At 66.8% G+C, this 14,328-nt stretch carries 8 protein-coding genes; 2 read left to right on the top strand and 6 right to left on the bottom strand.

The window, feature by feature from the left end; all coding sequences use genetic code 11:
- Window positions 1-11: 11 nt before the first annotated feature.
- Window positions 12-1,103, top strand: a complete 1,092-nt coding sequence (locus ACLJEU_RS03685; RefSeq protein WP_414660921.1) for an amidohydrolase family protein — start codon at window positions 12-14, stop codon at window positions 1,101-1,103.
- Between the two features lie 142 nt (window positions 1,104-1,245).
- Here ACLJEU_RS03685 and ACLJEU_RS03680 read toward each other — a convergent pair whose 3' ends face one another.
- The 5 genes from ACLJEU_RS03680 to ACLJEU_RS03660 form a co-directional block, all read right to left on the bottom strand.
- On the bottom strand, window positions 1,246-2,574 hold the full coding sequence (locus ACLJEU_RS03680) for an Nramp family divalent metal transporter (protein WP_414660922.1): 1,329 nt from the start codon (window positions 2,572-2,574) through the stop codon (window positions 1,246-1,248).
- Between the two features lie 271 nt (window positions 2,575-2,845).
- Window positions 2,846-3,817 carry an FAD:protein FMN transferase gene (locus tag ACLJEU_RS03675; protein ID WP_414660923.1) on the bottom strand — a complete coding sequence of 324 codons (972 nt, stop codon included), beginning with the start codon at window positions 3,815-3,817 and terminating at the stop codon, window positions 2,846-2,848.
- A gap of 128 nt (window positions 3,818-3,945) precedes the next feature.
- On the bottom strand, window positions 3,946-5,211 hold the full coding sequence (locus ACLJEU_RS03670) for an FMN-binding protein (protein WP_414660924.1): 1,266 nt from the start codon (window positions 5,209-5,211) through the stop codon (window positions 3,946-3,948).
- Between the two features lie 144 nt (window positions 5,212-5,355).
- The gene (locus tag ACLJEU_RS03665; RefSeq protein ID WP_414660925.1) at window positions 5,356-7,644 is read right to left on the bottom strand and encodes an FAD-dependent oxidoreductase; all 2,289 of its coding nucleotides are present in this window, start codon (window positions 7,642-7,644) and stop codon (window positions 5,356-5,358) included.
- Between the two features lie 88 nt (window positions 7,645-7,732).
- A complete protein-coding gene (locus ACLJEU_RS03660) occupies window positions 7,733-10,153 on the bottom strand; it encodes a hypothetical protein (protein WP_414660926.1) in 2,421 nt (806 codons plus the stop codon).
- A gap of 332 nt (window positions 10,154-10,485) precedes the next feature.
- Here ACLJEU_RS03660 and ACLJEU_RS03655 point away from each other — a divergent pair, with 332 nt between their 5' ends.
- Entirely contained in the window at window positions 10,486-11,790 is a 1,305-nt protein-coding gene (locus ACLJEU_RS03655) for a sensor histidine kinase (RefSeq protein ID WP_414660927.1), read from the top strand.
- Between the two features lie 171 nt (window positions 11,791-11,961).
- On the opposite strand, the gene ACLJEU_RS03650 is transcribed toward ACLJEU_RS03655, so the two are convergent.
- The gene (locus tag ACLJEU_RS03650) at window positions 11,962-14,256 is read right to left on the bottom strand and encodes an FAD-dependent oxidoreductase (RefSeq protein WP_414660928.1); all 2,295 of its coding nucleotides are present in this window, start codon (window positions 14,254-14,256) and stop codon (window positions 11,962-11,964) included.
- Window positions 14,257-14,328 lie beyond the last annotated feature (72 nt).

Here is a 14,328-nt window from a genome sequence, read left to right as displayed (position 1 = left end):
CGCCTCACCCCATGAATGCCCTCCTGCTCCGGCTGACGCTCGCGCTCCTCGCCGTTTCCGTCCCGTTCACTCGCGCCGCTGAAACCCGTCCGGCTTACACCGAGATCCGCAAGATCGACTGCCACTCGCACATCTTCGAGGACGTGGCCGCGTTCGACGCGCTGTTCCGCCGGATCAATCTCCGCACGATCAATGTGTGCGTCCCCGGCGGCGACGGGCGGCTCGAGGAAATGGATCGGGTCGCGGTCTCGCTCTACCGCAAGGACCCGACGCTGTATCCGTTCACAACGACCTTCAATCTGCTCGATCGCGATCGGCCCGGCTACGCCGATCGCGCCATCGCCTGGCTCGACGGCGCCTTCAGGCGCGGCGCGGTGGGCGTGAAAATCTGGAAGGAAGTCGGCATCGAGATCAAAAATCCCGCGGGCAAATTCATCCTGCCCGACGATCCGCTCTTCGATCCGATCTACGCGCACCTCGCGAAAGTGGGCAAACCGCTGCACGCCCACCTCGCGGAGCCGATCGACGCGTGGCGTCCGCTCGACCCCGACAGCTCCCACTACTCGTACTACTCGACGAATCCGCAGTGGCACCTGTACGGGAAACCCGAATACCCGAGCCACGCCGCCATCATCGCCGCCCGCGACAATATCATGAAGAAGCACCCGACGCTCGTCGTGCTCGGCGCGCACCTCGGCAGCCTTGAACATGATCTCGAAGGCATCGCGGAGCGGCTCGACCGGTATCCGAATTTCCACATCGAGGTCGCGGCGCGCACGCGCAACCTCACGCGCCACCCGAGCGAGAAGGTGCGCGCGCTCTTCCTGAAATATCCGAACCGCATCCTCTACGGCGTCGACGCCGGCTGGATGCCGCTGCGGCGGACGCAACCGCCCACCGACGCCCAGCGCCAGGGCCACGCGAACAGCCTCGAGCTGCGTTACCAGGCCGACTGGGATTATTACGCGGGCTCCGGTGAAACGACGTACAACGGTCGCAAGGTCCAGGCGTTGAACCTGCCCCGCGCCGTGCTCGAGCAGTTCTATCACGCAAACGCCGAGCGCCTGTTCAAGCTCGACGCCGCGTGGGCGGGAAAGAATTAGGGCGCCCGCCGGTTCGACGCGGCTTCAACCGCATGCGGCCGCGTTTCAAGGCCGATGCGTTCCCCGTGGCTGCGAGCGCCAGCGCGTGGAGCCTTCGCCCTCTGCGCTGCAGCCGACTCCATGCGCCGCCCCGCCCGCCTGGCTACTGTCCCCACACCCGCACCACCTCGGCCACACACACGGTGCCGAAGACCACGAGGCACACGATCAGGGCGACGTTGCCCAGCCGGCGGTTCGCGAGCGCGCCCATCCAGTCGCGGCGATTGTTGAGATAGAGCAAGGTCGCCGCAAGGAACGGCATCACGAACGCCCCCGTGATCGAGAACGCCACGACCACGCCCACCGGTTCCTTGTGCCACAGCAAGACGAGCGGCGGCCCCGCCAGAAAGCCGAGCGCCGCGAGGTAAATGCGTCGACCCGAACCTGCGTTCAAAGACGCCGGCGCGCCCGTGACTGCACGACTAAGCGGCTCGGCCGATCGGATATCCGCTCCGCTGCGGGCTGATCCCGTTTCCGCGGTTCGGCCCACTCCTGCACTGCGATCCCGCCACGCCGACACCAGATCGACGTACACCTGCGGGACGCCCTGCCACACGCCCAGCATCGCGGTGAACACCGTGCACCAGAAGCCCGCGAGAAACACCCCGCGCACCCACGGCCCCGCGACCGTTTCGAGCCGCGCGGCAATCTCGAGGGCGATGCGCGCGCCACCCGACGCCTTCGCATCCACGCCCGCGGCGATCACGATCAAGGCCACGCCAAAAAGTCCGGTGAACACATACGCCAGCCGCACATCGGCGCGCACCGTCGCGAGCTTTTCCGCGCCCCGCCACGCCGCCGCCCGCATCCAGTAGCCGTAGCAAATCACCGTAAGGCTCCCGCCGATGCCGCCGAGCAACGCGAGCACCTGCGCGCCACCGCCCGACGCCGGGAGCGTCGGCACGAACAACCCGCGCGCCACGGCCGCGACATCGGGGCGGATCAGGACCGCGCACCCGAGCACGCACAGCGCCATGACGCCGATCAGGCCCTTCATCACGCGCTGGAATTGCGCGTACCGGTTCAAAGCCACCAGCAACGCCGCCACGATCGCGTGCAGCGCGCCCCAGTGCGCCACCGATAACGCGGGCACGAGGCTCGCTCCCGCCAGCCCGCACGCACTGCTCAGCGACGCGCCGACCATGAACGTCCAGAACAGCAGGTAGACCGCAAACACCACGGCCACCCAGCGCGGCAACCGCAACACCCAGCCGCGCACCAGCGTTTCACCGGTCGCGAGCTGCCAGCGCGCGAGCGCCTCCGTGATCACGAACTTCAAGGCCGCCGTGAACACCACCGCCCAGAGCAGCGTCGTGCCGAACTTGATACCCGTCACCGACGCCACCACGACATCGCCCGCGCCAATGCCCGCCGCCGCCAGCACCAAGCCGGGACCAAGGGCACGCAGGCGTTCAGAGAAGGGGGCAGACATGCGCGGGGCGGAAGGGCGAGAAAGTCAGTCTGGCCCGCGCATCACGCGAAGGGGCGCGCAAAAACAACAAAGCCGGCAGCAGCGCAACGCTCCGCTGCAGAAAACCGGTCAGGCGTGGGCTGGGGTGGCGCCGCGTGCAAGACGCGCAACGAAAGGTGCGTCGACGAGGGCGTCAACGCTCGGATGCAGTGTTTGCCCTGGGACCGCGACCGCCCCCGGTCGCATTCGGTTCGGAGCGACCGGGGGCGGTCGCGGTCCCAGGGCAAACCCTTCACGGCAAGCTCCGCGCAAACTCCGGCGTCGGGCGTCGCACGATCCGTGATCCTTCCCGCACGAAAAACAGCGCTGCGATCTTCTGCTCCAACGCCACCCGCCCGCCGGCGTCGGAGCCGAGCACGAAAAGCGCGGTCGCCCAGGCGCTCGATAACGCCGACGAAACGTGGACGACACTGACCGCCGCCAGATCGTGATTCACCGGCTCACCGGTGCGCGGATCGATGATGTGGCCGTAGCGCCGGCCGTCCTGCACGAAGTGATTGCGGTAATCGCCCGACGTCGAGAGCGCCCTTCCGTCCAGCTGCACCACCGTCGCAATCGCACGCGGCCCGTCCCGCGGCTCCTCGATCGCCGCCGACCAACCGCGTCCATCGATCCCCCCGCCGCGCGCCCGCACATCACCGCCGACCTGGACGAGATGGTTGCCCACCCCGATGAACACCAACTGATCGCCAACGGCGTCCGCCGCGAATCCCTTCGCCATCGACGAAAAATCCGCCGCCACGGAGACGCGCCCTTTGCGCAGCGCCGGTGGTGCGCGCTGGACCTCGAGTTGCCGCCAATCGACGCGCGCGCGGGCGCGGTTGACTTCCTCCCTAGTGGGCAACGCTCCCGTCCGGCGCGTCGGCCCAAAGCCCCACAGCACCACGAGCGGCTGTACGGTCACATCGAACGCGCCGTCGGTCACCGCGCTGATTCGTCGCGACTCCGCCGCCAGCTGCGCCAACTCCGGCGAAACGGGAAGCCAGTCGGCGCGCTGGGTCGCATTGAAGCGCATCAGCTCCGACTGCTCACGGTAGGTGGAGAAGATCTGTTCCAGCGCCTCGAGTCGCTCCGCCACCGCGCCTGCAATCACGGCGGACGCCACCGCCGTTTCGGGCTGTACCCACGTCACCGTCCACGTCGTGCCCATCGCGCGGCCGGACACGCTGACGGACTCGGCCGCTGTCAGCCCGGAGGCTGCCATGGTCACTAACGCTACGATACGCCGAGCCGGTGGCCACGAGCGCCAGCGAGTGAAACGCGCAACCATGGTGGGCGACATCCACTCGCTGGCGCTCGTAGCTACAGCACGGCGCGTCTTGCGGACCAGACTCACGGCACGCCCTTGATCCACAGGATCACCGAGAGGTAGTTCCAGTTGAGCCCGAGGGCGAGCGCGACCAGCAGCAGCGCCGCCGCATCGCGGCGTGAGAAACGATCGGACGGCCCGCGCGCGCGCACGAAGTTGAGCAGCGCGCCCGTCGGGCATCCAAACCGGCAATACGCCTGCGGCACGAAGAAGGATGCGACGAGTCCGACCACCGCCACGCTGATCGTCGCCCAGCCCGCGGCGCGCACGCCATACGCCGCGAAGGGTTCAAGCCCGGCGAGATCAAGCGGCAGCGCCAGCATCACGACCATCAGCGTGAGCACCAGCAGACCGGCCGGCAGGTATTCCAGACCGCGGATCACGCTGGCGGGAAGCGTCACCTGAAAACGCGTCGGACGAATCTGGCCGATGAGTTCCTGCGCCGCGCCATGGGGACAAATATGGTGACAGTAAAACGGTTTCCGCGTCGTCCACGGCACCACGAAGGCCGCGGCCATGAGCAGCGCGAGCCCGGGCGCCGTGCTCCACGGAATCCCGCCGCGCGTCCAGCCCGCGATGAGTTTGAGGGCGATGAGATCGCCGGCGACAAAACCGACGTAGACGACGAGGGCGACTTGGTACGGACGCTTCCAGCGGTGCCGCCACTCGGACCGGCCAAACGCCATGATCCCGGCGAGCACGATCACGATGCCCGCGCCGGCATCGCGCCAGCCGATCCGCCAGACGGGACGCACCGTCATCTCCTGCGCACTCGCCTGCAGCCGCGCCTTCACGCTCTGCGCGATCGCCATGCTGGTCATCGTTGCTCCGGAAACGCCCTCGATGCCGGCCGCTTTGAGATCGAGCGCCGCGGCGGCGTCCCACGTCAGGCCGTTCCACTTCTTCAGGAAACGCCGGTCGAGCGTGATGTTGTCGATGTAATCCTGCGTGTCCTCCGAGGCGTGCACGCGCAGGCCGAGAATCTTCCATTCCCGATCGAGGATCACGAGGGCGTCGGTCACGCCGGCATAACCGATGATGTCGCGACACTGCGGTTGCGTGCGCACGACGTAGCCGAGGTCACGTCCCGCGCGATCCAAGATGAACAATCCGTCGCGCGCCGAACTGTCGGGCCGCAGCGCCGCCGCATCCGGCAACAGGCCCTTCACTTCCTCGACGCGAATGGGCGAATCACCGTGCGTGCGCTGGCGGACCGCAAGGTCGCGAATCAGCCACGCCACCGCCACGACCACCGCGAGGCGGTAGAGTTGGAGGGCAAGCTGCTTCATCGCGGTTCGTTCAACGCGATGGACTGCCTGCACGGCTCACGGACGTGGTCGCCCGAGGCGAGGACTGTCCCACGTGCGGCTGAAATCGCCAACGAGTGGTCATCCATCCACTCGCTGGCGCTCGTAGCCACGCCCGGGCACGCCTCACGGCACCGGCAGGGCCTGCACCGCATCGATGTGAACGTTGCCGTCGGCTCCTTCGGCGTTCACTTCGACGGCGCTCATTTGCCCTTTGACGAAGCGAAAAACGCCGAGCGACACCCAGCGGTTGTCGATCGGGCCGGCCTTCTTCTGGTTCACGATGACCTTCTTGTCGCCGTCGGCGCTGCGCACCGTCACCGCCGTGTTGCTCGCGCGGTTTTCGTGCGGGGCCGTGGCGAAACGCACCTCGTAGCGGCCGTCCGCCGGAATCGCTAGTTCGAACAACGCCTTCACGCCCGCGCCGCGGCCGTATTGATAGTCGGAGCCGACGTGATCGAGACCGGTGCCCGGCGTCCAGTTACCGGCGAGCTTGGCGGCGCGGTTGTCCACGACCACGCCCTTGAGCGCGGCGAGTTGCACGCCACCGCCACGACCGCCCGCATCGTCCAGCGGGGGCGGCGGCGTGCCGCTGATGTCGAACGTCGCGTCCGCGGCCTTGCGCGCGCGGCCCGGCAGTTTCAGCAGCGTGTCCATCTCGGACCAATACAGCGTATAGACGTCGCGCGGCGTGGCGTTGTGCTTCAACGCCACTGCGGCGGCCTTGCCGACGACCTCGCCCATCATGCCGATGGTCTTCATGACGCGCACGGTGCCGAGCGCCTGATCGCTCACGCTGATGTTCCGGCCCGCCATGAACATGTTCGAGATGTTGACCGAATAAAGACAGCGATAGGGCACCGGATAACCGAAGTCGCGATCGATGCGGCGATCGTGCTCGGCGATCGAGATGAAGGGATTGTCCGGGAACTTCGTCGCGTACTCCTTCTTCGCGAAATGCAGATCGATGCTCCACGTGCTGGGCACGCAGCCGTCGGGAAATTCCTTCTTCGTGATGATGTCCTCGTGCGTGAGCATCACGTCGCCGACGATCCGCCGCGACTCGCGCGTGCCGCCGATGTAGGCGACCCAGTCGAGCTTCGCGTTGGGATGCTCGGCCTTGCCGTCGCGATTCTTCATCGCGTTGAACGCGCCGAACACCGCGCGCAGGTTCCAGTCGCGGATGGTTTCAAGATCATTGATCGGATGCTTGTTGAAGCCGCTCTCCCAAAACCACTCGCCCTTGCCCTTGTCCTTCATGTCGGCCTTGCCGACCTTCGGATACGGAAAGTCGTCCATTTTCAGGTCGAGCGCCCAGGGCGTCTCGGGAAACGTGCGCGGCGCCTCGGCGTTGCTCCACACCCACATGTTGCTCATGCCGAGCAGATCCTTGAGCTCGATCTCGTACTTCGCTCCGGCGAGGTGGGCGAGGTTGCCGTGGCCGGTGCAGTCGACGAAATACTTGCCGCGGAATTTCTTTTCGCGGCTGTTGGTGGTGTTGAGCGACGTGACGGATGTGATCCGGCTGTCCTTCGTCTCGGAGGCATACACGTGCTCGTTGAGGAAGAGGGAAATATTCTTCTCGGCGCGGACGTGCGCCTCCTTCTGGGCGTCACCAAATTCCTCGTACGTGCCCGGCGAGTTCTTCGCCTTGTCGGCGAACTCCTCGATCATCTCGCCGATGTGCGGGTACTTGCCGCGACGGATGAGCCCCATCGCCCACACGCGCACCTCGGAGCTGCCGTTGCCGCCGAGGACCGGACGATTCTGGATCAGCGCCACTTTCAAGCCCATGCGCGCCGCGGAAATCGCGCTGCCCATGCCGCCGTAGCCGCCGCCGACGACGACGAGATCGAACTCGCCCATGTCCTCGGGCTTCGCGGGCAGCGAGAGCGCGGTCTTGCGCCACGACGAGAGCGGCGCGGAATCGTTGGGCGGCGTCTCCTTCAGATCGCTGGTGAAATAGATCGCGTCGCACCGGCCGTCGAAGCCCGTGAGATCGCGCAACGCGAGCGGGGTCTTGCGGTCGGCGATGGTGACCGTGCCGCCGTCGTGCCAGAACCACACGGCACTCTTCGTGCCGAAGGTTTCCGCGAGCGGCGTGCCGTTGACCAGCACTTGGAATTTACCCGGCGCGCCGGGCGCCTGCCAGTGCGCGACCCAATCCTTGGTGCGCACCCACACGCGGTACGTGCCAGTGGCGGGAAACTCGACCGTGGTCGCGGCGTCCTTGACCGGCTGGCCGAGGCCGTGGGCGATCAAGTACGGCGAGCCCATCAGGTCGATGAACTGGGTGTCGAGCGACCAGCCGCCGTGGGCCGAAAAGCTTTCCGCTTCGACGAGCAGGCGATCGGCGGCGCGCGCCGGCAGCGCGGCGAACAGCGCAAGGGTGACGAGGGGAATGAGACGTTTCATGGAAATCAGTAAGAGATAGCTGGGCGCAGGCGGGGTGCCCTCACCCCGCCCACATTCAGTTCAAGGCGTGATCGGGAAAGGCTTCGGTTTACTCATAAACCAGCCACGCGGTGGCGGTGGTGTCGAGGTTGGCGGACACCCGCAGCCAGTACGCCTGGAAGCCGGCGGGGAAACGGTGCGTCGTGGTCTGGCCCGCGGGCACGTCGAGCGCGGCGTACTCGACCCAGGTGCCGGTGCCGGTGAGATCGACTTCAACCTTGATGCGCGCGGGGCCGGCGGCCTGGTGCGACAACGTCAGGGTCTTGCGATCGTAGCCGGTCAGCAAATACCGATCGGACGCCACGCCGGCTTTCACCGCGGTGTCCTTCCACGGCCCGCCGACGCCGACGGGTTTGCCGAAGGCCCAGAGATCATCGACGGCGCCCACCCACACGACGGCCTGGCCGTCGGCGGAGCGGATGAGGTGGCGGTTGTCCGTCGGGGCGTCGGTCGCGACGCCCGACATCACAAGCAATCCGCGCCACGTGGCGTAGTCGTGAATCCGGCGATTGTGCGTCGCGATCGGCCGCAGCTTCGCGATGCCGCCGGCGTTTTCCGCGGGCAGTTCGAAGAACGTGCCGCCGGCATTGAGCAGATCGCGCTCAGTGCAGACTTCGCGGACCGTGCGCTCGAAGCCCAGCGGCCCCTCGAGCCGGTAATCGGCGCGGCCTTTCGGGAGCCGAAAACGCTGGCCGGCTTCATCGGTGTAGATCACCGAGGCAGCATCGACCGCGACCGCATCGCGCGGGATCGCGAGGTTAGTCTGCATCCACGTCACCGCGCCCGCTTCATCGCTGCGGCGCAGCTGCATGTCAGGGCCCATCTCGAAAAACGCATCACCGACCGTCACGCCGAGGGTTTTCTTGCCGGCGCCGCGCGCGTGCAGCAAACCGCCGCGCGGGGTCGCGCTCGTGGCGCTCGCGAGACCGGCGAAACGGGCGTCGGCTTGAGTTGTGCGTTTGTCGACATTGCGCAGCGAGAAGAACGCCGTGGCCTTCGGCGCATCGCGCGAGGCCCGCACGCGAATCCACGCGCCTTTTTCGGCGGCGGTGAAAATCGTGGCCACGTAACCGCTGGCCGGGACCTCCACGCGGCGCAGTTCGCTCCACCGGTTGTTGCCGGCGCGGTCGACCTCGAGGGTGAACGTGACCGGCGCCGCCGCCTGGTGTGCCAGGTGGAGGACGCGTTCGTCGAAACCCGAAAACAAGAAGGCGTCGGAGACCTCGTCCTTTTTCACCGGCTCGTCGTACCAGACCGCGCCGCGGCCGATTGCGGGGCCGAACTGATCGAGCTGCGCCGGTTCGACAAACCAGAGATTCGACTGCGACTGCCCGGGACCGACGAGTTTGCCCTTCGCCTTGCGCTTGTTGAGGAATTCGCTCTGCGCGGTGTCGTCGCAGCCCAGCACGATGCGATCGCCCCAGCGGGCGAAGTCGCCGACCACCTTCACGTAGTTTGATCGCGGAGTGATGCCCGCCGAGTGCGCGACGCCGAAGTTTTTCGGAAAGCGCCAGAACGAGCCGTGCATCGTCATCAACAGATCCGCCTCGCCAATCTCGCGAATGCGCGGCCACTCGGTGTTCCAGCCGTGGGCGCCATCGTAGGAGTGGCTCGCCTTCGGCAACCGGTAGCTGTGCCACGTGCCGCCATCGAGCACCATGAGGATCAGCGAGCGATGATCCCAGCCAATCGACCACAACGGATCGGTCGCGGGCTTCTCGTTGCCGTAAATTCCACCGGGGCCGCTGACCTCGGTGAACTGGTTGCGACGGACGACGGTCCACTGGTCGCTCTTGCCGTCCCAGGACGCGAGCACGCCGGAGGGAACGTCGGGCCTGGCCTGCGCCTCCTTCCCGTGCTCGCCGTTGTTGGCGTAGACGAGCAGGCCTTGGGCGGCGAAGAAACCCTTCCCGTGATAACCGGGGAGGTTGGCCTTGCGGCCATCCTTGAGCTGCTCGTCGCGAAACAGCTCGGTCACGGCGAGCGTGCGCACGTCGACCTCGTAGAAGCCCTCCTCCATCGTGGCATAGTAGACCTTGTTCGCCGGATCGAAGAGATGCCGCGCGGTGCCGGTATGGCGGCCGTACATCGCCTCGTAGGAAATCGTCCGCACCTGGCGCTGCGCATCGATGATGTAGGGCCCGATGAACAGCTGCTGCGACTCGCGATGAATGAAACGATTCGCCGGCGTGCCGCCGATGCTTTCCGGACGGATGATCTGCTGCAGGTCCGGAGTGATCTCGTAGAGCTTGTCGGTCGATCCCTTCGGCTTGTGCGGCGCGTACGTGATCACCCAGAGCCGGTCCGCCCACGGCACGACGGCGCCGGTGCCGCATTCGTTCTCCTGATTGAAGTACGCGAGGTGCGGATAAATGCCGCTGATCGCAAAGGGCTTGGGCGCGGGCGCAGGCGCCGCGGTGGCCACGGCTGCAGCCACGCTCAATGCCAGCACCAGGGTTCGAAGGGTCATCACGATGGGGAGGGAGAACCGCACTCCGGGGAAAGCGGAGCCGGTCACGAGCGGACAAGATGGCAGCGGCTCGCCGCGAAAATCAACTCCGCGCGTGGTGAATTCGTTCACCACGCGCCCGCCGGGCCACCAGGCCCGGAGCCGCGAGCCGCTCACTCGCGACTCAACCACTCCGAAGCACCGGACGTACCACCTAGTTCGGCCATCCCGGCCCCGACCTCACGCTCGGCAGTTGCGCCCGCCGTTCAACCTGGGCAGAGTGCAACGTCTACGTTGAGCGGCCGGAGCGAGGGTTTCCGTTTTCGCAACCAGCAAACCCCGAAACCCATTTCATGATCCCATCCACGGGCGACCTGCTCAACGAGCTCAGCGAGTATCTGGCCAAGCGACGCAACGCGATCCTCGGAGCGTGGCGAAAAGCGGCCGACGCGGATCCCAAGCAGACCACCGTACGCTCGCTCACGCGCGGTCAGTTCAACGATCACATTCCGCAGGTGCTCGACGCGTTCGAGCGGAAGCTGCGGTCCCGTCCGGGCGGCGCGGACGCCCGGGCCGCGGACATCACTTCAAACGAGGAGGAGGTGAAACACGGCCTGCACCGCTGGCAGCAAGGCTACCGGCTGCAGGAGCTCCTGCACGAGTGGGGCCATCTTCAGCTCTGCCTCTTCGACGAGGTGGCAGCCTTTGCGGGGACCCGCCCCGAGTTCCAGCCCCGCGCGCTGGACGAAGCCCACCGTCAGCTGATCGCCCTGGTGAATGAATCGATTTCAGAAAGCGCCGCCCAATATGAACGCATGCAACGGGCCGAGGCGACCGGGCGCATGGGCGACCTCGAGCGCGCGCTGGCCAGCATCAATGCCATCGAAGCGCGCCGGGCCGCCCTCATCCACGAGGCCGTCCATGACCTCAACGGCAATGTTTTCGGCGTCACCGTGGCGGCGAAACTCCTCGGTGGAGCCGACATCGCCGAAACCCAGCGGGTCGAGTTCGCCCAACTGCTGCAACGCGGCGTGGAGTCCGTCACCGCCATGCTCGGCGATCTCACGGAATTGGCGCGCCTCGAGGCCGGCCGTGAACGCCGCGACCTCAGTACATTCGACGCCGGCTCCCTGGTCGCCGAACTCTGCGACGCGCAGCGCCCCATCGCCGACGACCGCGGCTTGTTTCTGGAAGTCCAGGGTCCGCGCGAACTGTCGGTTGAAGGCGACCCCGCCAAAGTACGGCGGCTCCTGCAAAACCTCCTGCAGAACGCGCTCAAGTACACGGAGCGGGGAGGAGTGGTCGTGAGTCTGGGCGAGGAAGCGGAGAACTGGTGGCTGATGGTCAAGGACACCGGGCCCGGACTGCAGGCCGGACCCAGCGCGCCCATGGTGGTCGGGCTCAAGGAAGCCACGGCAAGTGCGCGCGAGTCGGACGAAAAATCGGCCGCGCTGGCGGGCGAAACCTCCCAGGTGCTGGTTCCCGCTCCCGGCAGCACGCCGGCGCTGCGTCCGGCCGACCAGCGTCCCGGCGAAGGCATCGGACTTTCAATTGTGAAACGGCTTTGCGAATTGCTGGACGCCAGTCTCGAGGTCGCGACTTCAGCGGAGACAGGCACGACGTTCCGCGTCGTCCTCCCCCGCCGTTACGAGAGCTAATACCAATCGCTCTTTGCCTTTGGACTTTAGCTGTGGCTACGAGCGCCAGCGAGTGGCCGAACGGCTACTCGCTGGCGCTCGTAGCCCCGATCGATCCAGAAGTCCAAAAGCACGGAGCGATGGGTATAACTCGAGGGTCGAAATCCGCCGCGCGGCCCCTCGCGCCCGCGTTCAGGGCGTGGCGCTCGCGTAACACCGCACCTCACACAACGCCGCGGGCACGTGCGGCCCCGGTGCGGTCAGCTCGATGCGCAGTGCCCGGGTCGTCACGGGTGGGCTCAACGTAATCACATTTCTCGCCTGATGATTGTCGTCGCAGGCCGCGAGGAGCGCGCCGTGTTCGTCGAGCACGCGATACCGTTGCACGCAGAACGGCATGCGGCGCTCGGGATGGCCCATCAGGACCGACTCCATCGGGTGATCATAATCGACGTCGAACATGAGCTCGATCCGCGCGATGAGTTGCGGACGCTCCCAGCGCAGCGTCAGCGTCGGCAGGGGATCGGCGAAGTCCGCCACCCAGGCGTTGGGTTGAAGCGTGGGACGCGCGACGCCGTTGACCACATGGCGCGCGGCAAATGCGGCGAGCGGTGACGCCAGCCGGAGAGCGAGATTGTGGCCACCGGGGCGGCGCGGGGGCGTCCAGAATTCAAACGCATCGACGCCGATGCCGGCCGGCGGCGACTGCACCGCGGACTTCGCCACCGCCAGATTCACCTGATGCGTCAACGCCAGCACTCCGGTAACCCGCTGTTCGCTGCAATGCAGCTGGATCGCCTCGTCGCCGAAGCAGCAGACCATCGCATACCGCTCGTCCGCGAACGCATGCTCGAACGCCACCACGACGTCCTGATTCGCGCCCGGCTCGAGCCCGACGGTCCGGCCCTCGAGCGTGACGTCCGGCGTGTGATTGTCGGCGCGGCTGCTCTGGCGCAACTCCACGCGCAGGACGGACGCGCGCGCGACGTCGGCTCGCAGCGTCAGCGTCAAACGCGATCCCGGCTGCACCGGCAGCAACATCGCCACCGGTTCGCGCAACGAGCGCAGCGGGCCCCCGCCGGCGAGGACCGAAAGTTTCAATTCGCTCGACGCCGTGATCGCCGCGTGCGGCGCGAGATCGGCCGGATCACGCAAACGCACGCCGGGCAGATGCTGGCCGGTACGCAGCAGCGCACGTTGCAACTCCGCCATCCGGTCCGGCGCGAGCAGGGCGCGCGGACGTTCGCCGTGACGCCGGCACAACGCCGCCGCGGCGCCCACCGCCTGCCCGACATGCGCGCACGTGGCCATGACGCGGCTGGAACCGAACGCGACGTGCGAGGCGCTGATGATGCGACCCGCGAGGAAGAGGTTGGTTATATTCCGGCTGTAGAGGCACCGGTACGGAATCGGGTAAACGCCCTTGGCGTGCCACTGGGTGCAGCCGGCCTCGGGACTGAACACGCCGTCGACCGGATGCAGATCGATCGCCCAGCCCCCGAAGGCCACGGCATCGGCCTGAGGCCGCTGCTCGACGATGTCCTGCTGGCGCAGAAGATAGTCACCCTCGAAGCGCCGGCTCTCGCGTTTGCCGGGAATGGTGCCGACCCACTCGAGCGTCAGGTTCGCCGCTTCGGGAAACTGGCCGGAGTTCTTGATGTGGTGCCAGACGCCGTAGACGACCTTCCACAGGTCCCACTTGATCGTCTCGGTGTCGTGCACGGTGTCGAGCCGGCCGCCATGCTCGATCCACCAGAGTTTGCAGCCGTATTCCTTCGTGTTGAACTGCCGCCAGCGCGGGATCGCGGTGATGTCCTGCAACGCGAAGCTCGGCGGCGTGAACGACACCGGCCGACCGGTGTCCTTGGAATAGAAATACAGCGAGTGCCCGAGCAGTTCCTGGCTCGCCTGGGGCGGTGCGAATTTCTCGCCCAACTCGTCGCGCGCTTCCGCCCCGATGCGAAACGCCGCTCCCGCCAGGAAGCCAACGAGGCCGTCGCCCGACGCATCGCAAAACAGCGGCGCATGCAGATCGTAGCGGGTGGAGTTCTGGGCGCAGAACGCCCGCACGCTCGCGATCGTGTCGGCGTCGCGCTTCGTCAGATCGTGCACCGCCGTGTTGAGCAGCAGCGTGACGTTCGGTTCGACGGTGACCTTCTCAAGCAGCAGGGCGTCGACGAACAACGGATTGCCCTCGGGATTCCGAAACGTGTTCTCGACGAGAATCTCGTCGATCACCCCGCCCTCGCGCGCCCACCGGTTGTTGTTTCCCAGGTGCGACGTTGCGCCGAGGATCCACAGCCGGACCTCGCTCGAGGCGTTGCCACCCAGCACCGGCCGGTCCTGCACGAGCACGACCTTGAGTCCGGCGCGAGCGGCGGTAATCGCCGCACACGTGCCGGCCAGGCCGCCGCCCACGACGACCAGATCGGCGTCGAGGCGGACCGTGTGCGGTTCGCGTTGGGAAGCGGGAGGAGAGAGATGCATTGCGAGGAAGGAGTGCGGATGGCGCGCGCCTGGTGGTTGTGACGAAGTCAGTTTCCTGGGAAAAACCGCCGG

The organism is Terrisphaera buseokensis, from assembly GCF_047521145.2.
GTDB lineage: Bacteria > Verrucomicrobiota > Verrucomicrobiia > Opitutales > Opitutaceae > ER46.
Note: the sequence above shows the minus strand (reverse complement) of the source record. Positions and strands in the feature narration are given on the sequence as shown.